The following is a 25926-nucleotide window of genomic DNA, read 5'->3' as shown; positions in this document are numbered from 1 at the left end:
GAATTTCAGCGGCGGCGATTATCCCACCGCTTGACTCAACAAATCCCTCCACAACAAAAATTAGTCAATAAAATCAATGCTGTATTGAGAATCAGACTCATCTTCAGGGCAAAACAAAGGCCGCCCACGGGCGGCCCTGAGTGGCGGATGACGAAACTCACATGCCAGGCGCGATATCCCCCGAGATATAGCCAGCTAACTGCTTGATGGTTTGCTGCTGCTGATCGATCACGGCCTTCACCGCATCGCCGATGGTGACGATACCGATCAACTGGCCACGCTCCACGACCGGCAGGTGGCGGAAGCGGTTCTCGGTCATGATCGCCATCACGTCATCCACCGTCTGTGAGGGCGAGATGGTCAGCAGGTTCTGGGTCATCAGGTCACCAATCCGCGTGTCCTTGGAGCTGCGGCCCTGCAGGATCAGCTTGCGGGCGTAATCGCGCTCGGTAAAGATCCCCACCAGGCGCTCGTTCTCGAGCACCAGCACGGCACTGACATCCTTGCTGGACATCAGCGTCAGGGCATCGAAAACCGTAGAGGCCGGGCTCACGGAAATGATCTGGGCGGACTTCTTGCTGTCGAGAATCTGGCGGACTGTAGTCATGGTCGGGCTCTCTGGACGGTTTTCTGGGGCCGCACACTGCGGTGCGTATGGCTACTTTAGCGCGGAACGCCGCACATTGCTTAACCTGCCCGAATCGTCCGCGACGACTGGCGCTGGCGACTTCAGGCGCGCCGCGTAGAGATGAAAATCCCGCCGATGATCAGGCCCATACCCGCCAGATGGTAGACCCGGGGCGCCTCGCCGAGGAACAGCGCTGACAGCAGTGGCGTAGCCACCGGCATCAGGTGGATGAAGAGGCCGGCCGTAGCCGCGCCCACCTGGGCCACGGCACGATTCCAGAAGACATAGCCGAGAAAGGCCGGAAAGATGCCGGTATAGGCCATGCCAAGCAGCGCTCCGGCCGAAAAATGAATGCTGCGCCCCTGCGCCAGCTCCCACAGGTAGAAGGGCGCCAGCCCCAGCACGCCGATGGCGGTGAGCAGGGCCAGCAGCAGCATCGGCTCCAGCCCGGCCGGGCGGCGCACCAGCAGCAGGGTGTAGGCCGCCCACACGAAGACCGAAACCATGATCCACAGGTCGCCCGGATTGAAGCTCAGGCCCCGCAGGCGAGCAAACTCGCCATGCGCCACGATCACCAGCACACCCAGCAGCGAGGCACCAAGGCCCAGCAGCGCACGCCCATGCACCGGTTTGCCGAGAAAACCCCAGCCGAGCACCAGGATCACCACCGGAATGAAGGAGTTAAGCAGCACACCATTGGTGGCCGTGGTGTATTGCAGGCCCAGATAGGCCAGGGTGTTGTAACCGGTAATGCCCAGCAGGGCCAGGATCAGAAGGATCGGCCAGTGCCCACGCAGCGCGGGCCAGGCCTGGGCGCGACAGGGCCAGGCAAACGGCAGGGTGCAGGCAAAAGCGATCACCCAGCGCCAGAAGGCCAGTGCCACCGGCGGCACATCGGCCCGCAAGCCACGCCCGACCACCCAGTTGCCAGACCAGAATAGAACCGTCAGGACCAGCAGGAGCAACGGTTGATCGAGGCGACGCAGCAGCGCAGGCATGATGGCGGACGGACAGGCAGGGGCCGTGATTGTTGCATAGCCGCGCGCCGCCTCAACCGAGCAGACGCACCGTGTCGCGCATGGCCTCGACGAAAGCGCGCAGCTTGGCGGGATAAAACGCGGCATAGGGATAGGTGACATATACCGGCAGCGGTGCGCCATGCCACTCCGGCAACAACTGGACCAGCTCACCACTGGCAAAGGATTCGCGCAACAGCCATTCCGAGGCCAGCACCACGCCAACGCCCAGCAGCGCGGCATTGCGCATGGCGTAAAGGCTGTCGGTGGTGACGCGGGGCTCGATCGCCAGCAAATGAGTTTCGCTGCCGCGCTGCAGGCGCACCTCCTTGCGGTAGAAGGGCAGCAGCGCGAGCCAGGGCAGTTCGGCCAGGGCTTCCGGCGTTTGCGGCAGGGCACATCCGGCCAGCAGGGCCGGCGCCGCGGCCAGCACCCGCGGCACTTCGCCGATGCGGATAGCCACCGCAGCAGGATCGCTAACTTCGCCAACGCGGACCGCGCAATCGATCCCTTCGGCAACAAAGTCCGGCGGCGTGTCATGCAGCAGCCATTCAATCGACACGCGCGGATAGCGCGCCAGGAAAGCGGCCATCGGCCCGATCAGGTGGTTCTGGCCGAAGGCGTGCGGCACCACCACGCGGAGCAGGCCTTGCGGCTCATCCACCGCGCCACGCAGATCAGATTCGAATTCGCTCCAGGCCAGGGCCAGTTCCCTGGCCCGGGTGTAATAGCGCGCCCCGGCCTCGGTCAGACGCAAGGCATGAGTCGAACGCAGGATCAGGCTCAGGCCCAGCGAGCGTTCGAGCGCCTGCAGACGACGACTGACGGTCGGCTGGCTGGTATTCATCTGCGCGGCCGCCGCGGACAGGCTGCCGGCTTCAACGATGCGGATGAAGGTCTGGGTCAGCAGCAGGCGGTCAGGCGAAGCGCTCATACACAGAATGTATAACAGTTCTGCGCAACATACGCCTTCCGTGCTTTACGACTACACGACACACTCTGCCCACCCCTTCCCCACCCCAAACGCATCATGAACACCCCTGCTTCCTCCACCACCGCCGATGGCCTGGTCCTCCCGCGCGGGCTCGACAACATGCTGGTCGTATTGCTCGCCTGTGCGGCGGGCCTGACCTGCGCCGCCCTGTATTACAACCAGCCCATCCTTGGCCTGCTGGCCAGCGAACTGGGCGCCTCGCCCGCCGCCATCGGCCGCATCCCGACCTTGACCCAGATCGGCTACACGATCGGCATCCTGCTGCTGGCACCACTGGGTGACCGTTATGACCGCCGCCGGGTGATCCTGGTGAAACTGGTGATCCTGGCCGCCGGCCTGTTCGCCATGGCCATAACCCAGTCCCTGCTCCAGCTCTGCGCCGCCAGCCTGGCCATCGGGATCGCCGCCTCGGTGGCACAGGATTGCGTACCAGCCGCGGCCACGCTGGCCCCCGAAGCAAAGCGCGGCAAGATCGTCGGCCATGTGATGATGGGCCTGCTGCTGGGCATCCTGCTCTCGCGCGTAGTCTCCGGCACGGTCGCCGCAGCCTTTGGCTGGCGCAGCATGTTCATTGCCGCGGCCCTCACCGTACTGGGCCTTGCCGTAATCATGCAGCGCCGCCTGCCGGCCTTCGCGCCCACCACCCGGGAACCCTATCTGCGCCTGCTCGGCTCGCTGGTGACGCTCTGGCAGCGCCATCCCGCGCTGCGCCGCGCCGCGCTGGCTCAACTGTGCCTGTCCGCCGCCTTCAGCGCCTTCTGGTCGACGCTGGCGGTGATGTTGCTGCAGCCGCCCTTCGGATTCGGCAGTGCCATCGCCGGCGCCTTTGGTCTGGCGGGCGCCGTGGGTGCCCTGGCGGCCCCCCTGGCCGGGCATTTTGCCGACCGCCGCGGACCCGAGCCGGTCACCCGCGCGGGCGCCGTGCTAGTCATCGTAAGCTTTGCCGCCTTTGCCGCCGCCCCGCAGAACCTTGGACTGCTGATCGCCGGCACCCTGCTCTTCGATCTGGGCGTCCAGGCCGCGCTGATCGCGCACCAGAGCATCATCTACGGGCTGGAGCCGGCCGCACGCAGCCGCCTCAACGCGGTGCTGATCGGCAGCATGTTCGTGGGCATGTCAGCCGGCTCGGCCATCGGCAGCCTGGCGCTGGCGCAAGCTGGCTGGCGCGGGGTTGCGCTCGTCGGCCTGATCTGTGGCATCACTGCACTGATCACCCGGCTGTGGCCGGCGCGCCGCGCCTGACGGGCGACTTGTCCGACCTGATCCAAACTGAGGGCCCAGGCCGCAGCACGAGCTGATCAGGGCCATGCTGCGGCTTGCCGCGCACTGCAAGTCAGACAAGTTTCCGTTGATAGTCCGCACGCCTGACTAAGCGCCCGCCACCGCTGGCGCCGGATATTCAATGCGCATGAATGCTAAGGTGCTGATTGCCAACAAAAAGGCAGCCCGGGAACGGGTCATCAACAATCTCAGGAGACAGATTCATGCGACACATTTTCCGCAAGACGCTGCTGGCTGCGGTGCTGGCCGGTAGCACGCTGGCTGCTCACGCCGATCACTGGACGCTGTCCGGCGATGTCGGGGTTCATGACCCGGCCATCCTCAAGGAAGGCGCCACCTGGTGGACCTTCTCGACCGGCGAGGGCATCCAGGTGCTGTACTCGGGCGACGGCAAGGCCTGGAGCCGCGGCATCAAGGTGCTCGGTGCGCGCCCGGCCTGGTGGAGCACCTATGTGCCAGCTCACAGCGGGCTCGATGTATGGGCTCCGGATGTGGTGACTTACAACGGCAAGGTCTGGCTCTACTACTCGATCTCGACCTTTGGCTCGAATACCTCGGCAATCGGCCTGCTGTCGGCCACCTCGGTCGCCAAGGGTGACTGGAGCGACAGGGGCAAGGTCATCAGCAGCAAGAGCGGCACAAACGACTACAACGCCATCGATCCTAACCTGACTTTCGATGCGGACGGCCAGCCCTGGCTGGTCTTCGGCTCCTGGTTCTCGGGCATCAAGATCGTCAAGATCGACAAGGGCACGATGAAGCCGACCGGCTCGATCACCACCCTGGCCAAGCGCAGCAGCGGCATAGAAGGGCCTGCCATCGTGCAGCGCGAGGGCTACTACTACCTTTTCGTGTCGATCGACAAATGCTGTGCCGGAACCTCCAGCACTTACAAGGTGGCTTATGGGCGCGCCACCAGCATTACCGGGCCGTACTACGACAAGAACGGCAAGAAGATGACAGATGGCTATTCAAGCGTGCTCGACGCGGGCAACTCGCGCTGGGTAGGCCCCGGCGGTCAGGATATCTACCGCGAGAATGGCTACAGCATCATCGCCCGGCACGCCTACGATGCCACGGCCAATGGCGCTCCGAAGCTGCTGATCAGCGATCTGAAATTCTCGGGTGGCTGGCCAAGCTACTGAGCCACAGGCCTGGAGACACGCCGCGCCGGCCGCGCGGCGTCTTCACGCTCAGAACTGTTCGGCCGGAATCGGCTTGCCGGTGAGAAAGCCCTGGATCAGCTGGAAGCCCATTTCGCGGCAGATCTCGGCCTCAGCCTGCATTTCGATGCCTTCAGCCAGTGGCACCGAGCCCAGATCCAGCACCAGCTTGACGAGATCACTCACCACGCGGCGCTTGCGCGGGCTGGCGAGATGGATGTCGTGCACCAGGCCCATGTCGAACTTCACGAAGTGCGCCGGCGCATCGCCCAATTCGTTGAGGCGGGCCTGACCTGCCCCGAAATCGTCATACGCGAAACGCACGCCGATATCCTTGAACTGGGCCGTCAGCTCGCGCAGGCGATTGAGATCCGTCACAGCGGTCTCATGGATCTCCACCACCAGATCCAGCTCGGGCATGCTCTGGCGCAACTCGATCAGCGAGGCGAAAAACTCCGCGCTGAAGGTTTCCTTGGGGTGGGTGTTGGCAAACAGGGGAAAACCCCGCAGGCGCGGCGCGATGCTGGCAATGCCGAAGCGGCGGAAAGCCCGCGACAGCTCCACCTCACGGTCAAGCGAACTGGCCAGCTCGAACAGGCGGATCGGCGAGGGCGGCAGCAGGGGATGATTGGCGCGCCCGAGCAATTCGTAGGCAAAGATCGAATTGTCGATCGCACTGACGATGGGCTGAGCCGCGCCGGTGAGGCCGTGACCATCGAGCAGCTCCATGAACTCGGCCTCGTTCGGCACGAAGTACTCGGACAGCAGCATGCCATTGGGCACCAGCATGGTCCGCATGTCATTGGCCGTGATGACCTGAGCCTGCTCCGATTCGAGCTCGCGCTGACGCAGGCGGAATTCGGCCGTGCCGAAGTGGATGATGTCGTGCTCCTTGAGCAGGCGAGAGCCTTCCACCCGTTCGCGGTTCACGAAACTGCCATTGGTACTGTTCAGATCCGTGAGGCGCAGCAGACCGCTGATATCGCGGGTCAGCATGGCGTGATGACGGGACAGGCCCAGGGTGGTCACCACCAGTTCGTTCTCGGAATCGCGGCCAACACGGAAGGGCAGCGCATTCACGGTGTACGTGATGTGCGAACCATCCGCGGCGATCGACTCCAGAAACCACTGCTTTTCCACGCATCTCTCCATTCGGGGCGGGCAGGCTTGGAGCCTGCCTCATTCAGTGTGTGCAGCAGCCTTCAGGCGACCGCAGCTTTCACCCGTAAGGGTAGCGCCATCAGGCCTTCCGGCAACGACCGTTCAGCCTGTTGACACAGATGGAGGCAAGCAAACTTGAAGCCCGGCTGATCTCCCTTCGTCGCCCCGCACTCAGGCCGCCAGACGCCGCCCGCGCCAGCGCCCGCTGCCAAGACGCCACAGATATAGCGCGCTGCGCAGCAGCCAGTCGGTGAACATGCCCAGCCACACCCCGACGATGCCCCACCCCAGCAGCAGGCCGAACATATAGCCCAGCAGGATGCGGAACAGCAGCATGCCGATGATGGTGGTGATCATCGCGAAGCGCGCGTCACCCGCACCGCGCAGGCCGTTGGGCAGGATGAAGGTGGTCGGAAAGGCGATCAGGAAGGCGCAGTTGAGCCACACCAGCACACTGGTCTGGTGCTGCACGGCCGCTTCGGTGGCGTAGAGACTGACCACCGTCGGCACCAGCGGGCTGAAAACCAGCGCGATGGCGGCCGTCACGCACCAACCCAGGCGCAACATGTAGCGCATGCTGGCGGCAGCCGCATCCTCGTCGCCGCGGCCAACAGCCTGCCCGACCAGGGTGGTGCTGGCCACCGACAGGGAGTTGCCGGGGATATTCATGATCCCGGCGATCGAGAACGCGATGTAGTTGGCCGCCACGGCCACCGGCCCGAGGCTCATCACCACGACCTGGACTAGCAGTTTGCCGCCGTTGAAGGCCAGCGACTCGACGCTCGCGGGAATCCCTATGGAATACAGCGAGCGGAGCAGACGCGTATCGAAGCGGAAGCTGCGCCAGCCCTGCTGCGGAAACAGCGGCCCGCTGCGACGCCAGGCCCAGATCAGGAAGATCACTCCGCCCAGACGCGCCAGCCACTGGGCAAGCCCCGCCCCGAGCACTTCGAGGCGTGGCACTCCAAGCGCGAACCAGCCGGTGTGCAACTCGAAACCATAGATCAGCGCATAACCGAGCAACACGTTGAGCAGGGTCACCAGCGAATTGACCTGCATCACCAGACGCGTATCGCCAGCGCCGCGCAACACGCCACAGGCCAGCAGGGTCAGTGCAGTGAGCGGATAGGTGGCCGCGGCGCACAGCAGGTATTGGTGCATGTGCTCCACCATCACGCTGCTTGCCCCCGGATACAGCAAGGCCAACAGCTCGCGCGCCCACAGCCCGGCCGCCGCCGCGACCAGCAGTGCCATCAGCAGGCCCGAGGCCAGCGCCTGCTGGGCAGCGCCCGCAGCCCGCTCGCGCTGCCCACCGCCGATGCACTGCGCCACTACCACCGTCGCCCCGATGGCCAGCGCCGAGAACAAGGAGCTAACCACCAGCGTGAAGGCTTCAACGTTACCGATCGACGACACCGGCTCACTGCCCAGGCGCGCCGCCATGATCGCGCCGAGACTGCCTAGCAGGTTCACGAACAGCTGCTCGACCAGCACCGGGGCGGCAAGCTTCCAGACTTCAGGACGAATCAGCCGCGACATGCCCGCGCCACCCCAAAAACGAAAGCCCAGACCTTAGCGCAAAGCAGCCTGACGGGTGCTGCCTGATGTCAGACAAATGCGCGGAAAAACGCCCTCGCCTCGCCCTGCCATTCCTGTTCCAATGGCGCTTTCCATTCTGTTCCCGGTTACATCATGTTGCTCAAGCCGATTGTTGCCGTACTTCTTGCCGCCATCCTGATCCCCGCCGCCCAGGCCCTACCAGCCTTTCCCGGCGCCGAAGGCTTTGGCGCCAACGCCTCGGGCGGGCGCGGCGGCAAGGTGATCTACGTCACCAACCTCAAGGACTCGGGCAGCGGCAGCCTGCGCTGGGCGCTGCTCGGCTGGGGCGCGCGCACCATCGTGTTCAAGGTGGGGGGCGAGATCCAGCTGGAGTCGCCGCTCAAGATCGATGGCAGCAACGTCACCATCGCCGGCCAGACAGCCCCGGGCGATGGCATCACCCTGCGCGGCGCGCCGCTGATCATCAGCGGCAGCAACATCATCGTGCGCTACCTGCGGGTGCGCATGGGCTCCACCGCGCGCGGTGAACATGACGCGGTATCGATCACCGACGGCCACGACATCATCCTCGATCACCTCTCGGCAAGCTGGTCGATCGACGAAACCCTCTCGCCCTCCGGCCCGATCCGCGACATCACGATCCAGTGGAGCATCATCAGCGAGAGCCTCAATTACAGTCACCACAAGAAAGGTGCCCACGGCTACGGCAGCCTGCTGCGCGCTACCGGCGGTGTGAGCCTGCACCACAATCTGTGGGCCCACCACCGTGGCCGCAACCCGCGCTTTGGCGACAACTACGGCGGAATGTTCAACCCCACCCCGACCTTCGACTTCCGCAACAACGTGATCTACGACTGGGGTGACTACGCCAGCGGAATGGTCGATGGCGACATCCGCGTCAACTACGTGGCCAACTACCTCAAGCCGGGGCCGAACACCAAGCTGCTGCAGGCCGTGACCTTCACCGACGGCGTCGGCCCGAAGACCCGCTTCCACGTCGCCGACAACCTCTTCGAGGGCCACCCCGAACTCTCCGGCCCCGAAGGCGGGCGCTTCTTCGGCTTATCCACCGGCGAAGCCGTCAACCGCCACACCCTCAGCAAGGACGCCTTCGCCGCGCCTCCGCTCACCACCCAGAGCGCCTCCGAGGCCTATGCCCTGGTCCTTTCCAAGGCCGGCGCCAGCCTCGCCCGCGATGGTGTGGACCAGCGTGTCGTACAACAGGTACGCAGCGGCACCGGACGCCTCATCAATGATCAGGAAGATGTCGGTGGCTGGCCAGCCTTGGCGGGTGGCCCGGCCCCGCTGGACAGTGACGAGGACGGTCTGCCGGATGAATGGGAAAGCGCTCATGGCCTTGACCCGCAGAATCCGAAGGACGGTGCCGCCCCGCACGCCAGTGGCTACACTTGGCTGGAGGTCTACCTAAGCGAGCTGGCTGCGCGCTGATGCCGACCCGCTGAAGTGACGACGGAGGCGGGGCGACGGCTCAAGAAAGCGGCTGTCCAGCCGGTAAGTTCTGATGCACCGGATCTGCCACGCCCTCCTGCTAAGCCTTGTAAGCCTGCCCCTTGCTGCGGCCGAAAGCGTGAGCTGGTGCCAGTTCGATCTGCCGCCGATGTATATCGCCAGCGGCCCGGAAGCCGGCAGCGGCATCGTGGACGGGCATGCCGCCTTCCTGATGAGCAAGATGCCGGAGTTCGAGCATAAGTGGCAATACTCCAACATTGCCCGCGCCCAGGCCGACATCAAGGCCGGCAACCCACTCATCTGCGGTGGTTTGCAGCGCAACGCCGAACGCGAAAGCTACATGCTCTTCGCCGAACCCTTCTATGCCAGCACCCCGCCGCAGCTGATCCTGCCGAGCAGCCGGCTCGCCAGCCTCAAGCCCTGGCTCAACGCCGCAGGTGAAGTGAAACTGAGTCAGGCCGTGAGCGCCAGTGGCCTGACCCTCGGCATCAGCAGCGGTCGCTCCTACGGCCAGGCCATCGACGAGCAACTCGGCGCCCTGCGCAATCACCCCGCCATCATCAGCCGCCCCGCAGCCGACGACGTGGGCGAAGGACTGATCCGCATGATGCAACTGGGCCGGCTGGACATGGCCATCGCCTTTGGCAGCGAACTGCGCATCTACCGCCAGCATTACCCCAACCCGGCCGAACCGCTGGTCACACTGCCTATCGCTGGCATGCCCCGCCTGATACCGGCCTACTTTGTCGCTCCGCAAACCGACTGGGGCCGCCGGATGATCACCCGCATCAACGCCCTGCAACGCCAGTACTGGAACGATCCGGATTTTCGCCGCAGCGCCTTCCTGCGCCAGGATGCCGAAGGCCGCAAACGCACCGAGGCCTATCTGCGCGAGCTTGATCCCAGGCGCAAACGCTGAACCCGGTGTCTTGGCGGTCGAGCCGCTCAGCGCCAGCGTGAAGGCTGAGGCGCGGCTTCGTAACGGGTGGCAGGCAAAGCGTCGAACTCGATCTGCAGCGCCTGCATCGTGACTGGCTCACCGACCGGGCAGATCGGTGCGGCCTCTGCCCCACAACGGCCGGCATGGCTGCGCTGACCCTGATGAAGGATGTAGGCCGTGAAGTAGTAGCGCTCGCCGGCCAGGTACTGGCGAGCCTGGCCAAGGCTGAAAGGCAGACGGGCTTCTGCGCCCCGAACATGGGCCGGGAGCGGCAAGCTGCGGCGCTCGATGAGCTCAGCGGCCCGATCCGGCGGACCGATGCGGTAAAGGCTCAGCTCCAGCTCACTGACCGGAAAATCAGCCAGTGCAGCAGCGATGCGGGCCTCGCCCTGCAGCCAGGGCAAAGCATCCGGCGCGGCATTGAGACAGGCTGACATGCTCAGGCACACCACCGGGAGAAGGACTCTGCGTAGAAAGCTGAGCATGGGTGCATTCAATCCATTCTTCATTCAAGAGCCGGGACAGCAGTGTTGCCGTAATTGCGGCCAGGCTCAAGCGCCCGGCCGCATACGGCGTTCAGCGCACCGTGAGCGTCACGGCAAAACTGCTCATCCGTCCGCTGGCAGCTGTCGCGTAGAGGCGGATGGTCGAGGTGCCACGGCGCACCGGCGTCACCGTCAGCCACTTGTTGCTGGCGCTGCTGCCGTTGGCGAGGCGCAGGCCACTAATGCCCACCACCGTCGTATTGCTGATGCTGGCCGCATAGCGGATGCTGCCGCTGAGCTCGGCCGGCGTGCCTGCCAGGGTAAAGGCAAAGGCACCGGTCTGGCCCAGATTCACGGTCAGCGCAGAATTGGCCGGGGTAATCACGAAGGCCTGGCTGGCTGTGCTCGACGCGCTAGAAGCACTACGCGACGAACTGCTGGCACGGCTGGAAGACACGCTCGAAGCGCTGCTCGCACTCGACGCACGACTGCTCGCTGCCGAAGAGGCCGCCGCCGCAGATGAGGCGCGCGACGATGAGGACGCGGCACGGGACGAAGCAGCGCTCGACGAGACACTGCTTGAAGAGCTGCTGGAAGAACTGCTGCCCGGATAGTAGTGGTTCAGCGCAGCGATGTCGCCCGTACTCAGATTGGTCGAATTGCCAAAGGAATTCAGGCCAACGCTGCTGGAGACCGGCACCATGGTGGGCTGGCCGTTGCTTGAGAAAGCATAGGCGTCGTAATGCATGATCGAGGCGAAATCATAGGCCCCGAAGGCATCGGCGCTGGTGGCGGGCAACTTGTCGAAGTTGTACTCCATGCCGCTGCTGATGTTGGCGACGTTGATGGTGAGGTGCTGATCCCGGTCCGAGCGCTGATGCTCATGCTGCCAACCCAAAGCGTGCATGACTTCGTGGGCAACGACGAATGAATACTCGCAGCCCGAACCCAGCGAAATATCCTGCTTCCCGCCGATCATGCCCACATAAGACCAGCAGCCACTGCCGGCGGTGAAGTTCACATAGTTGCTCTCCGCCGTCCGGGGCACAAAACGGATTGCGCTGCGCCCGCTGATCATGGCCAGACCATCCGTGATGGCCTGACGGCCCTTGGCATTCATCGAAGCATCGATGACGTAGTACAGAACATTGTTCGGCCAGCGGCTGACTGCACGGGTCACGCCATTCGAAGCCGAGCCGGTGGGCGCGGCAAGCGAAACATTGCTGGCGGCAATCTGGGCTTCACGCGCCTTGAGCGCCTCGCGCGAGCGGTGATTGAGCAGATGGCGGAAATCCGGCATGCCGTGCTGGCGAACGAATTCCGCATCGCCCAGCATCATGTCCCCACCCAGCATGGCCGCGCCATCGATCACCTGATACCGGAGCTTCTCGCTGCGCCCCTGGATGCGCGCCTCCCTGATCTGGCCATGGCGTGCTTCCGCCTGCCTGGCGGCAAACAGCTCCTTGCGCGCCGCCACCATCGGATGCTGTGCGGCCACCGTGCCACACAGCATGAGCAGGCCCAGCAGCACACCGAGTCTGGATGAAATATGCATGTTCAATCTCCCTGAATGAATTGTTGTGTGCGAAGCGCAGCTCACGTTGCGCGTGCAGCAAAGCTTGAAAATTCAGGCACAAGCGCCGGAAAAAGCCGCCCGCGCTTGAGCAGTTCTTGAATTGATTTGCATGGATTTTCATTGATCCGGGTGCGATTGATCCGGCATTTGCCGCTAGTCGCCGCTGAAAGTCATCCTCCTGGAATGAATGGCCGTTTCCGCCGAATGAGCGGCGCTCAGGCGGTCAAAAGAGGTAGGCGGCACAATGCAAAAACCCGGAGCCGCGTGAGCGGGCACCGGGTTTTCAACGCGCCGAAATTCAATCCATCAGCTCAGGCGCCGGGCTGGGCGCCAGCAGCGCGTTCCAGTCCACCTTACGGGTTCCCACCATCACGCAGGCCAGCAAGGCGAAGAGCAGCAGGCTCCCCATCAGGAGCGCGTTCTGCTCGGAGAGCAGGATCATGTAAAGCGCCCCGTACAAGGCGCCCAAGCCTAGCGTGAAGCCGCTCGCCAGCCACAGGCTGCGCAACAGATGCGCGCTGTAGAAACCGATCAGCAACACGCAGGCGCTCGCCGCCGAGAGGTAGGCCAGGCCAAAACCAATCCGTTCCGAGAGCGACAAGAGCATCAGGAAGAAGATCAGCAGTGCCGCCGCGATCAGCAGGTAGTTCATCGGATGCAGACGCAGGCGGCGTAGCAACTCGAAGAGCAGGAAGGCGCCCAGCGTGATGGCGATGAAAAGTTCGGCGTACTTGCTGGCGCGGTCGGACATCGAATAGATATCCACTGGATCGATCATGCTCACCGAGAAAGCGTCCGCCGAGCGCACGCCCCCCTCTGCCCCCACCGGCCAGTTCTGGCGCGCATTAGAAGCCAGCGCGCTGACATGCCACTGCGCCTCGAAGCCGTTCTCGCTCACCGAGCGCGACTCCGGCAGGAAACGCCCGCCGAAGGACGGATGCGGCCAGCGCGAATTCAGACTGGCGCTGGTGTCGCGTGCCAGTGGCACCATGCTGAAGGAGTCGGTACCGGCCAGATCCAGCGCCAGCTCGAAGGCGAGCGTCTTGCCGGCGAGTGCGGCTGCTTCGCTCAGCACGGCATGGGCGCCCTCGCGTGCGCCGTTCAGGCCAGTGCCCGGCTCCAGTGCCAGCGCCTGCCCGGCCACCTTCAGCTCGGCCTTGCGCAGGCCACGCGGATCACTCACCGCCAGCACCGCATCGGCCGAATCGATCACCACGCTCGAATCCGGCTGATGCCGCGCCAGCTCGCCGAGAGCCGGCAGCTTCAGCGTGCCGGCCAGGCGCCCGCTCAGTACATAGGCATTGATATGGAAGATGCCGCGCTGGCGCGGATCGCTGATCAGGCTGCCGCTCAGCCTCAGGGTCTCCGGCAGCACCAGCTGCTCATGTTTCTGGCTGCGCGGCTCCTGGCGCAGCACCCGCCCGTCCTTGTCCGCCACCGGTTGTTGCCAGTGCTCGGTATAGCTCACCCGCAACACCACCCCGGCCAGCATCTGCCGCTCGGCCAGCCCCTCGCTGATCGACTGGCGCGCCACCTCGCGGTTCATCATCCGGTCCGCCACCACGCCGCGCACCATCGTGCCCGCCACAAACAACACCACCGCCAGCACGCTGATCATCAGCATCTTGAAAAAGAAACTGCGCATCGGAATCTCCCTCCGGTTGAACATGCCGTCAGGATGCGATGTCACTTTGAGGCGCAAATGAGGGCTGTGTGAAGTGGGAGTGAAGTGGGAGCTAGAGCCAGGGTGCGCATTGCGCACCTACAAGACTGCTTTCGACCATAGCTGCCGGTCGCCTCGCCTAACCCAAACGATGGCTGCTACATCGTAACCAGACAGCGCTCTCCCTCCGATCTGCTACTTGCTTGCCACTGCGTCTGACCCGCGGGGCTGCCACCCACCACCCAGGGCCCTGAAAGCAGCGACTGCTGCACGCGCCGATTCGGTTTGCGCCTGCACCCGCGCATCGGTGACCCGCAACAGGTTCTCATCAGCCAGCAGGACTTCGATCAGGCTGACGACGCCCTTCTGGTAGGCCGCAAACGAGGCGCCGCGCGCGCGGCTGAGCGAATCCACGCCCAGGCTCAGTTCGGCCGTCTGCGCTTCGCGCTTGACCAGGGTCGACAAGGCGTTTTCCACGTCTTCCGCTGCGCGCAGCACGGCCAGCCGATAGGCTGCCAGCATCTCGGCTTCCTGCCCCTTGGCCTGCTCGATCTGTGCGTTGATGCGGCCGAAGTCGAACAGACGCCAGCGCAGACCCAACATGCCTGAAGCCTGGTTGGCGCCGGTGGTGAACAGATTGCCGCTCGCTACCGTTGTCGCGCTGCCGACCAGCCCGCTCAGCGAGAGCTTGGGGTAGTACTCGGCGATGGCGACGCCGATGCGTGCGTTCGAGGCGGCCAGGCGGCGCTCGGCCACGATCAGGTCGGGCCGGCGCCGCAGCAGATCGCTCGGCGACCCGCTGGCGGTGATCTGCGGGGCGGCCGGGATGTCGGCGCTGTCGTTCAGCTCGGCGCGATGCGTACCGGGCGCCGTGCCCAACATCACATCCAGTGCGTTCATGGCCACCTCCAGACCCGCCTCCAGCGCCGGGATCGACGCCCGCACCTGGGCCAGCGCGCCTTCGGCCTGGCGCACCTGCAGCTCGGGCGCCAGGCCCTTGCCGTAGAGCAGCTTGATGGTGGCGAGCAGGTCCTGCTGCGTGCGTTCCTGGCGGCGCGCGACATCCAGGCGAGCCTGCAGACCACGGATGCTGATGTAGATGTCGGCGGTCTGTGCCGCCACGGCCAGCCGCGTGGCGACTGCGCCAGCTTCCGAGGCGCGGTACTCGGCCAGCGCGGCTTCGCGGCCCCGGCGCAAGCCGCCGAAGGCGTCCAGCTCCCAGCTCGCGCCCAGATTCGCTTCATAGGCATTGCCGTAACGGTCGAAGCCGGGCGTCGAGTTCAGGACTTGCCCCAGCGGCGTTTCGACCGACTGGTAAGCCCTCGCCGCCTGACCGCTCACTGTGCCGGAGGGCAGCAAGGCGGCATTGGCCGCGCCCAGCCCGGCCCGCGCTTGCGTGACGCGGGCCGAGGCCTGGGCAAGATCGAGGTTCTGCTCCAGTGCGAGCGTCACGAAGCGTGTCAGCTGCGGATCGCCGAATCCTGCCCACCAGGTGGCGAGCTCGGCGCTGGACTTTGCCAGTCGCTGATCCACCGCAGCCTGGCCCTGGAAGCGTTCGGGCAAGGCTGTGTCAGGGCGAATGTAGTCGGGGCCGACGGCGCAGCCGGTCGACAGGCCAGCGACCAGCAAGGCGATGAGTGTGAGTTTGGGCGACATGGGTTTCTCTCTAACGTCAGACTAGTGACCATAATACCAATCAGTCACAAGTTGTCTAGTCTTTCCTGCTGGCGTAAGCTGGCGCCCATGAAAAAAACCAGTACCTATGCCGCCTCGGCGCGGGGCCCGGCCGACCACGAGGTGCGCGACCAGATCGTGCTCGCGGCCACCGAACACTTCAGCCGCTACGGCTACGAGAAGACGACCGTTTCCGATCTCGCCAAGGCCATCGGTTTCTCGAAGGCCTACATCTACAAGTTCTTCGAGTCCAAGCAGGCGATTGGCGAAATGATCTGCGCCAACTGCCTGGGCCAGATCGGCACCGACATCAAGGCCGCCATCGACCAGGCTGATCGCCCGCCCGAAAAGCTGCGGCGCATGTTCAAGTCCATCGTCGAGTTGAGCCTGCAGTTGTTCTCCCAGGACCGCAAGCTGTACGAGATCGCGACCTCCGCCGCCACCGAGCGCTGGCAGTCCACGCTTGCCTACGAAGAGCAGATCCGGACCTTGCTGCGAGGCATTCTGGAAGAGGGGCGGCAGAGCGGGGATTTCGAGCGCAAGACGCCGCTGGACGAAACCGTGATGGCGATCTATCTGGTGATGCGCCCTTACTTGAACCCGCTGATCCTGCAGCACAGCCTGGACTACACCGAGGACGCACCGAGCCAACTCTCCAGCCTGGTGCTGCGCAGCCTGTCACCGTGAAACAATGCAAAATCAACAGTGACTATTGACTAATTTGGTCACAAGAAAGATGATGAAGGTCCCGATCACTTCGCCAAAGGGACTTTCATGCTCCGGCTCGCCACTCCTCTATTCATTTGCGCCTTGCCCCTGGCGCTGGTCGCTTGCGGCGAAAAGGCCCCGGCCGATCCGCGCACCGGGCAACCCATGGTGCGCGCTGCCTTCGCCCGCGAGGCGAGCGCAGCTTCGCGTTCATTCACCGGGACCGTAGCAGCCCGGGTGCAGAGCGATCTCGGCTTCCGCGTCTCCGGCAAAGTGCTGGAGCGCCTGGTGGACGCCGGGCAAAGCGTCAAGCGCGGCCAGCCGCTGATGCGTATCGATCCGGTCGATCTGAAGCTGGCGGCGCATGCCCAACAGGAGGCGGTGGCCGCCGCACGCGCCCGCGCCCAGCAGACGGCGGAAGATGAGGCCCGCTACCGCGATCTGCGCGGCACCGGCGCCATCTCGGCATCCGCGTATGACCAGGTCAAGGCTGCGGCCGATGCCGCCAAGGCGCAGCTCAGTGCGGCTGAGGCCCAGGCGGATGTCGCCCGCAATGCCAGCCGCTACACCGAGTTGCTGGCCGATGGCGACGGCGTGGTCATGGAGACGCTGGCCGAGCCGGGCCAAGTCGTCAGCGCGGGGCAGGCCGTGGTGCGCCTGGCCCATGCCGGTCGCCGCGAAGCGGTGATCCAGCTGCCGGAAACGCTGCGCCCGGCCATCGGCTCGGTGGCGCAAGCCACCTTGTTCGGCAAGGAAGGCACGGCCGTTCCGGCCAGGCTGCGCCAGCTTTCCAATTCGGCGGATCGCCTCACGCGCACCTTCGAGGCGCGCTATGTGCTGGAGGGCGAGTTGTCGAACGCGCCCTTGGGCAGCACCGTCGTGATCCAGATTCCAGACGGGGCTACGTCGGCACAAGGCGGCCTGCATGTACCCATCGGCGCCCTGTTCGATCCGGGCAAGGGCTCCGGGGTGTGGGTAATCCAGGGTGAGCCGGCCAAGGTGTCCTGGCGGCCGGTCGTGGTCCAGCGCATTGATGACGCTGGCGCCTACGTCGCGGGCCAGCTCAAGCAAGGCGAGCAGATCGTCGCGCTCGGCGCGCATCTGCTGCGCGAAGGTGAAGAGGTCCGCGTGGCGGGTCTTGCCTCGGCCAAAGCAACGGAAGGAGCGCATCCATGAGCGAGAGCCGTTTCAATTTGTCGGCGCTCGCGGTACGCGAACGCGCCATCACCCTGTTCCTGATCTTCCTGATTTCGGCAGCCGGCATTCTCGCCTTCTTCAAACTGGGGCGCGCGGAAGATCCGCCCTTCACGATCAAGCAGATGACCATCGTGACTGCCTGGCCAGGCGCGACGGCGCAAGAGATGCAGGACCAGGTCGCCGAACCGCTGGAAAAGCGCATGCAGGAACTGCGCTGGTACGACCGCACGGAGACCTTCACCCGCCCAGGGCTGGCCTTCACCATGGTGTCCCTGCGCGACAGCGCGCCGCCGTCCGAGGTGCAGGAGGAGTTCTACCAGGCGCGCAAGAAGATCAGCGATGAGGCCAAGAAGCTGCCGGCCGGCGTCATCGGGCCAATGGTCAACGACGAGTATGCCGACGTGACCTTTGCACTCTTCGCCCTCAAGGCCAAGGGTGAGCCGCAGCGCCTGCTGGTGCGCGACGCGGAAGCGCTGCGCCAGCAACTGCTGCACGTCGCCGGCGTCAAGAAGGTCAACATCATCGGCGAGCAGCCCGAACGCATTTTTGTGTCCTTCTCGCATGACCGCCTAGCGACGCTGGGCGTCGCGCCGCAGGACATCTTCGCCGCGCTCAATAGCCAGAACCTGCTGACCCCTGCCGGCTCGATTGAAACCAAGGGGCCACAGGTATTCGTGCGCGTCGACGGTGCCTTCGACACGCTAGAGAAGATTCGCCAGACGCCCATCGTCGCGCAGGGGCGCACGCTGAAACTGTCGGACGTGGCCAGCGTCGAGCGCGGTTACGAAGACCCCGCCACCTTCATGGTGCGCAACGGCGGCGAGCCGGCGCTCTTGCTGGGCGTCGTGATGCGCGACGACTGGAACGGGCTGGACCTGGGCAAGGCGCTCGAAGCGGAAGTCACCAAGATCAATGCGGAACTCCCGCTGGGCATGACGCTGACCAAGGTGACCGATCAGGCGGTCAACATCAGCTCGGCAGTCGACGAATTCATGGTCAAGTTCTTCGTCGCCCTGCTGGTGGTGATGGTGGTGTGTTTTGTCAGCATGGGCTGGCATGTCGGCATCGTGGTGGCGGCGGCCGTGCCGCTGACGCTGGCGGCGGTGTTCGTGATCATGGCGGCCACCGGCAAGAACTTCGACCGCATCACGCTCGGCTCGCTGATCCTGGCGCTGGGTCTGCTGGTGGATGACGCCATCATCGCCATCGAAATGATGGTGGTGAAGATGGAAGAGGGCTATGACCGCATCGCCGCATCGGCCTACGCCTGGAGCCACACCGCGGCGCCGATGCTGTCCGGCACACTGGTCACGGCGGTCGGCTTCATGCCGAATGGCTTCGCCCGCTCCACCGCCGGTGAATACACCAGCAATATGTTCTGGATCGTCGGTATCGCGCTGATCGCCTCTTGGGTGGTGGCAGTGGTGTTCACGCCCTACCTCGGCGTCAAACTCTTGCCTGAGTTCAAGAAAGTCGAGGGCGGCCACGCGGCCATTTACGATACGCCGCGCTACAACCGCTTCCGCCAATTGCTAGGGCGCGTCATCGCCCGCAAGTGGATCGTCGCCGCCACGGTGGTCGGCCTGTTCGTGCTGTCGGTGCTAGGAATGGGAGCAGTCAAGAAGCAGTTCTTCCCCACCTCAGACCGGCCGGAAGTCTTGGTCGAGGTGCAGATGCCTTATGGCAGCTCGATCGAGCAGACCAGCGCCGCGACGGCGAAGGTCGAGGCCTGGCTCGCCAAGCAGGCGGAAGCCAAGATCGTCACTGCCTACATCGGCCAGGGCGCGCCGCGCTTCTTCCTGGCCATGTCGCCCGAGCTGCCCGATCCGTCCTTCGCCAAGATCGTGGTGCTCACCGGCAACGACAAGGAACGCGAGGCGCTCAAATTCCGGCTGCGCAAGGTGATCGCCGAGGGCCTGGCGCCCCAGGCGCGGGTGCGCGTGACCCAGATCGTGTTCGGGCCGCCTTCACCCTTCCCGGTGGCCTACCGCGTCACCGGGCCGGACCCGGACAAGCTGCGCGAGATCGCCGCCGAAGTCGAGACCGTCATGCACGCCAGCCCGATGATGCGCACCGTGAACACGGACTGGGGTCCGCGCGTCCCCACCCTGCATTTCACCCTCGACCAGGACCGGCTCCATGCCCTGGGGCTCAGCTCCAGCTCGGTGGCCCTGCAGCTGCAGTTCCTGCTGAGCGGCGCGCCGCTGACCGAGGTGCGCGAGGACATCCGTTCGTTGCAGGTGGTCGGTCGCTCGGCCGGCGACACCCGTCTCGACCCCGCCAAGATCGCCGGCTTCACGCTGGTCGGCTCGGCCGGGCAGCGCATCCCGCTGTCGCAGGTGGGCAAGGTCGAGGTGCGCATGGAAGACCCGATCCTGCGGCGACGCGACCGCACGCCGACGATCACCGTGCGCGGCGACATCGCCGAAGGCCTGCAGCCGCCCGATGTGTCGACGGCCATGACCCAGCAGCTCCAGCCCATCATGGCCAAGCTGCCGAGCGGCTACCGCATCGTGGAGGCCGGCTCCATCGAGGAAGCCGGCAAGGCGACGGTCGCCATGTTGCCGATCTTCCCGATCATGCTGGCGGCCACCCTGCTGATCATCATCCTGCAGGTGCGCTCGATCTCCGGCATGGTCATGGTCTTCCTGACCAGCCCGCTGGGGCTGATCGGCGTGGTGCCGACGCTGCTGCTGTTCCAGCAACCTTTCGGCATCAATGCGCTGGTGGGGCTGATCGCGCTGTCCGGCATCCTGATGCGCAACACGCTGATCCTGATCGGCCAGATCCGCGAGAACGAAGAGGCCGGGCTCGACCCCTTCCGCGCACTGGTGGAGGCAACCGTGCAGCGTGCGCGACCGGTGATCCTGACCGCGCTGGCGGCGATCCTGGCCTTCATCCCGCTGACCCATTCGGTGTTCTGGGGAACACTGGCCTACACGCTGATTGGCGGTACGCTCGCCGGCACGGTGCTAACGCTGGTGTTCCTGCCAGCCATGTATTCCATCTGGTTCAAGATCAGGCCCGCGCCTTCGCAGGGCTGATTCCTTTACCCCAACTTACCCGCATAAAAAGGATTTGCCATGTCTAATTCAAAAGTTGTCGTTGTGACCGGCGTGTCGTCGGGCATCGGGCGCGCCGCCGCCAGCAAGTTTGCCCAGCAGGGTTGCCGGGTCTTCGGCACCGTACGCAATAAAGCCAGCGCGCAAGCCATTCCGGGTGTCGTACTGGTCGAGATGGATATCCGCGACGAAGCATCCATCGAGCGCGGCATCCAGACCGTCATCGGCCATGCCAAGCGCATCGACGTACTGGTCAACAGCGCGGGCGTGACGCTGCTGGGCGCGACCGAGGAAACCTCGATCGACGAAGCACGGACCTTGTTCGACACCAACCTGTTCGGCCTGCTGCGCACCATCAAGGCCGTGCTGCCCTACATGCGTGGTCAGGGGTCGGGGCGCATCGTCAACGTCAGCTCGGTGCTGGGCTTCCTGCCCGCACCGTACATGGCGCTCTATTCAGCCTCCAAGCATGCCGTGGAAGGCCTGTCCGAAACGCTGGATCACGAGGTGCGCCAGTTCGGCATTCGCGTGGCGCTGGTCGAGCCTTCCTTCACCAAGACCAATCTGGATCTCAACGCGCCGCAGACCGTCGCCAGAATTCCGGCCTACGGCAAGGAGCTGAGCATCGTGTCGCAGGCCATCCAGAACAACGTGCAGAAAGCGCCGCTGCCCGATGGCGTCGCCAAGACGATTGTCGACGCCGCCCTGGGCTCCTGGAAGATGCGCCACACGCCCAAGGGTGAAGCCTCGCTGCTGGCCAAGCTGCGCCGCTTCATGCCCGCCGGCCCGGTCGAGAAGGGCTTGCGAAAAACCTTCGGGCTCGCCTGATTCCTCGCCGCAGATATCCCGTCGTCGCCAACATTCGAAGCGCCCCATGAGCACCCCCGACAAGCAGATCGTTCTCTCCTCGCCGGCCTCCGTGAAGCAGGCCTCGCCAGACACCGCCTCGCCCTGGCCAGTGTTCTGGGTGGCCAGCATCGCGGTGTTTCTGGTGTCGATGGACGGCACCATGCTGTTCGCCGCCTTCAGCGCCTTGCGGGCAGGTTTTCCGCAGGCCACGGCGGCCGATCTCTCGTGGGTGCTGAACGCCTACACGGTGGTGTATGCCGCGATGCTGATCCCCTCCGGGGGGCTGGCTGACAGGCATGGGCGCAAGAAGGTGTTTCTCCTCGGCGTTGCGCTGTTCCTGGTGGCGTCGGCGGCCTGCGGTCTGGCGTCGAACGTGGCCTGGCTGGTTGCGGCCAGAGCGTTGCAAGCCCTGGGCGCGGCATTACTGACGCCGGCTTCGCTCTCGCTGGTGCTGGCGGCCTTCCCGGCCAACAAACGTGCGGTGGCAGTCAGCTTGTGGAGCGCGGTCGGGGGCCTGGCCGCTGCCGTGGGGCCCAGTCTGGGCGCCTTCGTCGTGGCCTCGCTCGGCTGGCCGTGGGCCTTCTACCTGAATCTGCCGCTGGGCATGTTCGCCATCTGGCGCGGCGTCACGCTGCTGGCCGAAGCAAAACAGCCCAACAAAGGACGGCCACTCGATCTGGTGGGCATGGGCTTGCTGATCCTCGGCATCGGCGCCCTGGCGCTGTCCATCGTGCAGGCCGAGTCGCCCGATTGGTCGCGCCATGAACTCCTGGAAATTGCCGGCCTCGGGCTCGCAAGCATCGCCGGCTTCATCGCCTGGGCGCGGCTTGCCAGCGCGCCACTGGTGGACCTGAGCCTGTTTCGCGACGCTACCTACCGTTACGTAAATCTCGCGAGCTTGAGCTTCGGCATCGCCTTCTCGATGATGTTCTTCGCCTTCTTCTTTTACATGAATGCGATCTGGCACTACTCGCTGCCGCTGGCGGGCATTGCGATGGCGCCCGGGCCGCTGTGCGTCGTGCCAGTGGCAGCGCTGTCGGGGCGATTGGCGGGGCGCTACGGCCACCGTCCCTTGCTGGTCGTCGGCTGCCTGATCTACGGGCTGAGCGGACTATGGTTCTTGCTGGTGCCGGGCACCGAGCCGGCCTACCTGACGCAATGGCTGCCGGGCGCGCTGCTCAGCGGCATGGGCGTGGGCATGGTGCTGCCCTCATTGTCGGGCGCGGCCGTCAGCCACCTGCCCGCACAGCACTACGCCGTCGGCAGCGCCATCAATCAGGCGATACGCCAGATCGGGTCGGTCATGGGCGTCGCGCTTACTGTGTTGCTGCTGGGCGGTGCAGTTCTCAGCCGCGCCAATTTCGATGCGGTTTATCTATGCCATATGAGTCTGGCGCTGCTGACCGCCGCCTTGTGCCTCCCGGTCAGAACCGGGCCGGCAAGCCTTGCCAGGAAATCGTAAGTTGACCCAGCATCAAGCGGCATTCACCAAGCGGAATAATCATGGAAATTGAAAAGAGCCCGGCTGGCTGGGCGAGCCAGCAATCGGATGCCATTCAACGCGCGCGCGACAGCGGTGGATCGCCTGGTCTGGCCCGAATGGATCAGCTTGCGGGCAAGAGCGGGCGGGCCATTCTCGAAGCCATGATGTCTGGCGAATTGCCCTATCCGCCGATGAACGAAACCATGAACATGACGCTGCTGGAAGTAGGCGACGGCCGCGCCGTGTTCCAGGGCATCCCGTTGCTGCAGCATTACAACCCGCTGGGCACGGTGCACGGCGGCTGGTTCGCTACGCTGCTGGACTCCGCGCTGGGCTGTGCTGTTCAAACGACACTGCCGATTGGGCGCTCCTACACGACGGCGGAACTCAGCATCAACATCGTGCGGCCCGCATCGCAAAGGACCGGCCCGCTGCGTGCCGTCGCGACAGTCCTACACCGGGGCGGTCAAATGGCGACGGCCGAGGCGCGCGTCGAAGACGAGAAAGGCCGCTTGTACGCCCACGCGACTACAACCTGTTTTGTTTTCAAGGCTCAAGCAGCTTGACGGCAAGCTTGCACGAAGCGGTTTCAGCTCAGGGGCGAGTGATCTAGCAGGCCGCTAAGTACTGGATGCCGTCGCTCATAAAAGGCGCTTCGACGGGCGGCTATTGCCGAGTTGTTGGCAGTGGCTGTCTGGCCGGTTTCCGAGGCGAAGCGGCCGCCTGAATGGCGGGATTGAAGAAGATGCGACCGGCCGCAGCGGGCCGATTGTACGCATTCAGCATTCCACAAAGCCGCACCCATCGGACTCACCCAAGCGCCACCCGCAGACACGCCTCGACCCCGCCCTCGGGATGATTCGCCAGGCTGACGCTGCCGCCATGCAGACGAGCGACTTCCTGCGCGATGGCTAGCCCAAGGCCGGAGCCCTTGCTGCCATCGGGGCGCGGCAGGCCGTAGAAGCGCTCGAAGAGATGCGGCAGGGCGTAGTCCGGAATGCCCTCGCCCTGATCGCGAATGCGGAAGCAGCATTCACTCGCCTCGATGCTCGCGGACAGGCAGATCAGGCTGTCGGCGGGGGCGTGGTCCAGCGCGTTGTCGAGCAGGTTGCCGAGTGCCAGCAGCAGACGCTCGCGTTCGCCGCGCAGGGCGATGGAGGTCGCCGGCACAAGCGTTTCGAAGCTGATGCCCTGAGCATCAGCACGCGGCTGGCGCACACGGCACAGATCGTCCAGCAACTCCGTTGCCTCCAGCGTTTCCAGCTCACCCAGGCCACGCCCGGCTTCGAGGCGGGAAAGGGAGAGCATGCGCTCGACGCATTCCTGCATGCGCGCACTCTGGCTCAGCACATGACCGGCGAAGCGCTGGCGCTGCTCGGCTGGCAACTCGGCTTCGGCGAGGATTTCACCGGCGCCACGCAAGGCGGCGAGTGGGCTCTTGAGCTCGTGGGTCAGCGCCTGCACGGTCTGCTCCACATACTGTTTGCCTTCGAGCTTCTGGCGCATGGCTTCCATAGCGCGGGCAAGGTCGGAGAGTTCCTGCCCGCCCCCGAGCGGCGGGTTGGCCGCTTCGCCGGCGGCCACGGCCTGGGCGTAGTGACGCAGGCGGCGGATCGAGCCGGTGAGCCACAGGGTGACCAGCAGGCCGATCAGCGCCGCACCACCCATCAGCCAGAAGCCGTGCTTGAGGATGGTCTGCTCGCTGCGGGTGATGATCGGCTGCACGGTGCGCACCGGCTTGGCCAGGGTGAGTACGCCGATGATGCGCTCGCCATCGCGCACTGGCGCGGCGACGTAGAACACCGAGGAGCCGTCATCATCCGGATCATCGCGGGTGGAACGGGCGCCGTATTCGCCACGCAGGGTGCGGTACACATCGTTCCAGCGTGAGTGATCGGCCCCTAAGGCGCGCTGGTCAGAGTCGAAGCGCACGATACCGTCGGCATCGGTGACGGTGACGCGGAAATCCAGCGTGCTCTTGCGAAAGTGCCAGATCGGCGCATCCACGCCGCGCCTGCGGTAGTCGGCAATCCGCGCGGCGAACTCGCCCTCGCCGATGCGGCCGGCACGCAACTCGTCGGCGGCCATCACGGCGAGGATGTTGGCGCTGTCGACCATGGTCTCTTCGATGGCCTCGCGCACGCTGGGCTGCACCTCGCCCACGAAGATGCGCAGCACGAAAAAGGCGGCAAGGCCGACGACCAGGAAGTAACCGAGCAGGATGCGCAGCGGCAGGTTCATGCCAGCGCCAGCGAGTAGCCCATGCCGCGATGGGTGAGGATCGGATCCAGCTCGGGCGCCACCGCGCGCAGCTTGGCGCGCAGGGTCTTGATATGGGTGTCGACGGTGCGATCCGTACTCTCGCTGCCCGCGCCCCACACCGCGTCCAGCAGCTGATCACGCGAGAACACGCGGCCGGGCTGCCTGAGCAGATGGCGCAGCAACAGGTATTCGTAGCGCGTAAGCGGCAGCGGATGGCCGGCATGCAGGACGCGCGCGCCGGCCTCATCGAGCTGCAGACCCGGCGCAGCCTGAGCGGGTGCGGCGATCGCACCGGAGCGGCGCAGCATCACACGCAGGCGGGCCACCACTTCGCGCGGGCTGAAGGGCTTGGCGACGTAATCATCCGCGCCGATCTCGAAGCCCAGCACCCGGTCGATCTCTTCGGAACGCGCGGTGAGGAACATCACCGGCAGGGCCGCGTCCTGCGCACGGATGCGGCGACACAGCTCGAAGCCGGAGAGGTCCGGCAGGCCCACATCCAGAACCGCCACCGCGATCCCGCCCTGGGCCAGCCGCGTCAGCGCCTCGCCACCGGTGGCCACATGGCAGGGCTCGAAGCCCTCGCTCCTGAGCGCCCAGGCCAGGGTGTCGGCAATCGCCGGTTCGTCTTCAACAAGCAGGATCACGGGATTCATGCCCGGCATTCTCCGGGACAAGACGCGGCGCGGGCAAGGCGAACAGCCTTCCGGCGAGTGTCATTCACGCTTCATGGCGGCGTAATCAGGGCTGGTGA

General features: G+C 65.0%; 21 protein-coding genes. 10 read left to right on the top strand and 11 right to left on the bottom strand.

Annotated features, from left to right (window positions below):
* Window positions 1-157 precede the first annotated feature (157 nt).
* The 3 genes from HJ583_RS12345 to HJ583_RS12335 form a co-directional block, all read right to left on the bottom strand.
* A complete protein-coding gene (locus tag HJ583_RS12345; RefSeq protein WP_101940653.1) occupies window positions 158-607 on the bottom strand; it encodes a CBS domain-containing protein in 450 nt (149 codons plus the stop codon).
* 122 nt (window positions 608-729) lie between these two features.
* Window positions 730-1626 (bottom strand): DMT family transporter, encoded by an 897-nt coding sequence (locus HJ583_RS12340; RefSeq protein WP_170022212.1) that lies wholly within the window; start codon window positions 1624-1626, stop codon window positions 730-732.
* Window positions 1627-1678: 52 nt separating this feature from the next.
* The gene (locus tag HJ583_RS12335; RefSeq protein WP_170022211.1) at window positions 1679-2578 is read right to left on the bottom strand and encodes a LysR family transcriptional regulator; all 900 of its coding nucleotides are present in this window, start codon (window positions 2576-2578) and stop codon (window positions 1679-1681) included.
* A gap of 96 nt (window positions 2579-2674) precedes the next feature.
* On the opposite strand from HJ583_RS12335, the gene HJ583_RS12330 reads away from it, so the two are divergent.
* Window positions 2675-3880, top strand: a complete 1206-nt coding sequence (locus HJ583_RS12330) for an MFS transporter (protein WP_170022210.1) — start codon at window positions 2675-2677, stop codon at window positions 3878-3880.
* A 242-nt stretch (window positions 3881-4122) separates the two neighbouring features.
* A complete protein-coding gene (locus HJ583_RS12325; protein ID WP_170022209.1) occupies window positions 4123-5064 on the top strand; it encodes a glycoside hydrolase family 43 protein in 942 nt (313 codons plus the stop codon).
* Between the two features lie 48 nt (window positions 5065-5112).
* On the opposite strand, the gene HJ583_RS12320 is transcribed toward HJ583_RS12325, so the two are convergent.
* Complete coding sequence (locus tag HJ583_RS12320) at window positions 5113-6222, bottom strand: EAL domain-containing protein (protein ID WP_170022208.1); 1110 nt, start codon at window positions 6220-6222, stop codon at window positions 5113-5115.
* Window positions 6223-6414: 192 nt separating this feature from the next.
* Window positions 6415-7782: an MATE family efflux transporter gene (locus HJ583_RS12315; protein ID WP_170022207.1), complete on the bottom strand. Its 1368-nt coding sequence runs from the start codon at window positions 7780-7782 to the stop codon at window positions 6415-6417.
* Between the two features lie 153 nt (window positions 7783-7935).
* Between HJ583_RS12315 and HJ583_RS12310 the strand changes: the two genes are divergently transcribed.
* Window positions 7936-9252 (top strand): pectate lyase, encoded by a 1317-nt coding sequence (locus HJ583_RS12310; RefSeq protein ID WP_170022206.1) that lies wholly within the window; start codon window positions 7936-7938, stop codon window positions 9250-9252.
* A 73-nt stretch (window positions 9253-9325) separates the two neighbouring features.
* Window positions 9326-10192, top strand: a complete 867-nt coding sequence (locus tag HJ583_RS12305) for a TIGR02285 family protein (RefSeq protein WP_170022205.1) — start codon at window positions 9326-9328, stop codon at window positions 10190-10192.
* A 26-nt stretch (window positions 10193-10218) separates the two neighbouring features.
* Here HJ583_RS12305 and HJ583_RS12300 read toward each other — a convergent pair whose 3' ends face one another.
* From HJ583_RS12300 to HJ583_RS12285, 4 genes are all read right to left on the bottom strand, one after another.
* Entirely contained in the window at window positions 10219-10650 is a 432-nt protein-coding gene (locus HJ583_RS12300; protein ID WP_170022204.1) for a hypothetical protein, read from the bottom strand.
* A gap of 139 nt (window positions 10651-10789) precedes the next feature.
* The gene (locus HJ583_RS12295; protein WP_170022203.1) at window positions 10790-12253 is read right to left on the bottom strand and encodes a M12 family metallopeptidase; all 1464 of its coding nucleotides are present in this window, start codon (window positions 12251-12253) and stop codon (window positions 10790-10792) included.
* A 319-nt stretch (window positions 12254-12572) separates the two neighbouring features.
* Complete coding sequence (gene creD / locus HJ583_RS12290; protein ID WP_170022202.1) at window positions 12573-13919, bottom strand: cell envelope integrity protein CreD; 1347 nt, start codon at window positions 13917-13919, stop codon at window positions 12573-12575.
* Window positions 13920-14132: 213 nt separating this feature from the next.
* Entirely contained in the window at window positions 14133-15593 is a 1461-nt protein-coding gene (locus HJ583_RS12285) for an efflux transporter outer membrane subunit (RefSeq protein ID WP_170022201.1), read from the bottom strand.
* An 87-nt stretch (window positions 15594-15680) separates the two neighbouring features.
* On the opposite strand from HJ583_RS12285, the gene HJ583_RS12280 reads away from it, so the two are divergent.
* The 6 genes from HJ583_RS12280 (at window position 15681) to HJ583_RS12255 (ending at window position 23476) form a co-directional block, all read left to right on the top strand.
* Window positions 15681-16298, top strand: a complete 618-nt coding sequence (locus HJ583_RS12280; RefSeq protein WP_170022200.1) for a TetR/AcrR family transcriptional regulator — start codon at window positions 15681-15683, stop codon at window positions 16296-16298.
* Between the two features lie 87 nt (window positions 16299-16385).
* On the top strand, window positions 16386-17495 hold the full coding sequence (locus tag HJ583_RS12275; protein ID WP_170022199.1) for an efflux RND transporter periplasmic adaptor subunit: 1110 nt from the start codon (window positions 16386-16388) through the stop codon (window positions 17493-17495).
* Window positions 17492-20560, top strand: coding sequence for an efflux RND transporter permease subunit (locus HJ583_RS12270; protein WP_170022198.1), 3069 nt, complete (start codon window positions 17492-17494; stop codon window positions 20558-20560). The genes HJ583_RS12275 and HJ583_RS12270 overlap by 4 nt, the downstream gene beginning before the upstream one ends.
* 39 nt (window positions 20561-20599) lie before the next feature.
* Complete coding sequence (locus tag HJ583_RS12265; RefSeq protein WP_170022197.1) at window positions 20600-21406, top strand: oxidoreductase; 807 nt, start codon at window positions 20600-20602, stop codon at window positions 21404-21406.
* A 46-nt stretch (window positions 21407-21452) separates the two neighbouring features.
* Window positions 21453-22889: a DHA2 family efflux MFS transporter permease subunit gene (locus HJ583_RS19130; protein WP_170022196.1), complete on the top strand. Its 1437-nt coding sequence runs from the start codon at window positions 21453-21455 to the stop codon at window positions 22887-22889.
* A gap of 41 nt (window positions 22890-22930) precedes the next feature.
* Window positions 22931-23476, top strand: a complete 546-nt coding sequence (locus HJ583_RS12255) for a PaaI family thioesterase (protein WP_170022195.1) — start codon at window positions 22931-22933, stop codon at window positions 23474-23476.
* Window positions 23477-23720: 244 nt separating this feature from the next.
* Here the strand turns inward: HJ583_RS12255 and creC are convergent, their stop codons facing one another.
* Both creC and creB read right to left on the bottom strand, forming a co-directional pair.
* A complete protein-coding gene (gene creC / locus HJ583_RS12250) occupies window positions 23721-25151 on the bottom strand; it encodes a two-component system sensor histidine kinase CreC (RefSeq protein ID WP_170022194.1) in 1431 nt (476 codons plus the stop codon).
* Window positions 25148-25828, bottom strand: a complete 681-nt coding sequence (creB, locus tag HJ583_RS12245) for a two-component system response regulator CreB (RefSeq protein ID WP_170022193.1) — start codon at window positions 25826-25828, stop codon at window positions 25148-25150. The genes creC and creB overlap by 4 nt, the downstream gene beginning before the upstream one ends.
* Between the last annotated feature and the right edge of the window lie 98 nt (window positions 25829-25926).

The sequence above is a fragment of the Uliginosibacterium aquaticum genome, from assembly GCF_012972705.2.
Taxonomy (GTDB): Bacteria; Pseudomonadota; Gammaproteobacteria; order Burkholderiales; family Rhodocyclaceae; genus Uliginosibacterium; species Uliginosibacterium aquaticum.
This window is presented reverse-complemented; position numbering and strand designations above follow the sequence as displayed.

What these genes read in the sequence shown, in the direction of transcription:
- HJ583_RS12285 (WP_170022201.1), bottom strand. Translation starts at nt 15,593, where the DNA reads ATGTCGCCCAAACTCACACTCATCGCCTTGCTGGTCGCTGGCCTGTCG.
- HJ583_RS19130 (WP_170022196.1), top strand. Translation starts at nt 21,453, where the DNA reads ATGAGCACCCCCGACAAGCAGATCGTTCTCTCCTCGCCGGCCTCCGTG.
- HJ583_RS12255 (WP_170022195.1), top strand. Translation starts at nt 22,931, where the DNA reads ATGGAAATTGAAAAGAGCCCGGCTGGCTGGGCGAGCCAGCAATCGGAT.
- HJ583_RS12295 (WP_170022203.1), bottom strand. Translation starts at nt 12,253, where the DNA reads ATGCATATTTCATCCAGACTCGGTGTGCTGCTGGGCCTGCTCATGCTG.
- HJ583_RS12280 (WP_170022200.1), top strand. Translation starts at nt 15,681, where the DNA reads ATGAAAAAAACCAGTACCTATGCCGCCTCGGCGCGGGGCCCGGCCGAC.
- HJ583_RS12310 (WP_170022206.1), top strand. Translation starts at nt 7,936, where the DNA reads ATGTTGCTCAAGCCGATTGTTGCCGTACTTCTTGCCGCCATCCTGATC.
- HJ583_RS12325 (WP_170022209.1), top strand. Translation starts at nt 4,123, where the DNA reads ATGCGACACATTTTCCGCAAGACGCTGCTGGCTGCGGTGCTGGCCGGT.
- HJ583_RS12300 (WP_170022204.1), bottom strand. Translation starts at nt 10,650, where the DNA reads ATGTCAGCCTGTCTCAATGCCGCGCCGGATGCTTTGCCCTGGCTGCAG.
- HJ583_RS12345 (WP_101940653.1), bottom strand. Translation starts at nt 607, where the DNA reads ATGACTACAGTCCGCCAGATTCTCGACAGCAAGAAGTCCGCCCAGATC.
- creC (WP_170022194.1), bottom strand. Translation starts at nt 25,151, where the DNA reads ATGAACCTGCCGCTGCGCATCCTGCTCGGTTACTTCCTGGTCGTCGGC.
- HJ583_RS12315 (WP_170022207.1), bottom strand. Translation starts at nt 7,782, where the DNA reads ATGTCGCGGCTGATTCGTCCTGAAGTCTGGAAGCTTGCCGCCCCGGTG.
- HJ583_RS12270 (WP_170022198.1), top strand. Translation starts at nt 17,492, where the DNA reads ATGAGCGAGAGCCGTTTCAATTTGTCGGCGCTCGCGGTACGCGAACGC.
- HJ583_RS12340 (WP_170022212.1), bottom strand. Translation starts at nt 1,626, where the DNA reads ATGCCTGCGCTGCTGCGTCGCCTCGATCAACCGTTGCTCCTGCTGGTC.
- creB (WP_170022193.1), bottom strand. Translation starts at nt 25,828, where the DNA reads ATGAATCCCGTGATCCTGCTTGTTGAAGACGAACCGGCGATTGCCGAC.
- HJ583_RS12275 (WP_170022199.1), top strand. Translation starts at nt 16,386, where the DNA reads ATGCTCCGGCTCGCCACTCCTCTATTCATTTGCGCCTTGCCCCTGGCG.
- HJ583_RS12330 (WP_170022210.1), top strand. Translation starts at nt 2,675, where the DNA reads ATGAACACCCCTGCTTCCTCCACCACCGCCGATGGCCTGGTCCTCCCG.
- HJ583_RS12335 (WP_170022211.1), bottom strand. Translation starts at nt 2,578, where the DNA reads ATGAGCGCTTCGCCTGACCGCCTGCTGCTGACCCAGACCTTCATCCGC.
- HJ583_RS12265 (WP_170022197.1), top strand. Translation starts at nt 20,600, where the DNA reads ATGTCTAATTCAAAAGTTGTCGTTGTGACCGGCGTGTCGTCGGGCATC.
- creD (WP_170022202.1), bottom strand. Translation starts at nt 13,919, where the DNA reads ATGCGCAGTTTCTTTTTCAAGATGCTGATGATCAGCGTGCTGGCGGTG.
- HJ583_RS12305 (WP_170022205.1), top strand. Translation starts at nt 9,326, where the DNA reads ATGCACCGGATCTGCCACGCCCTCCTGCTAAGCCTTGTAAGCCTGCCC.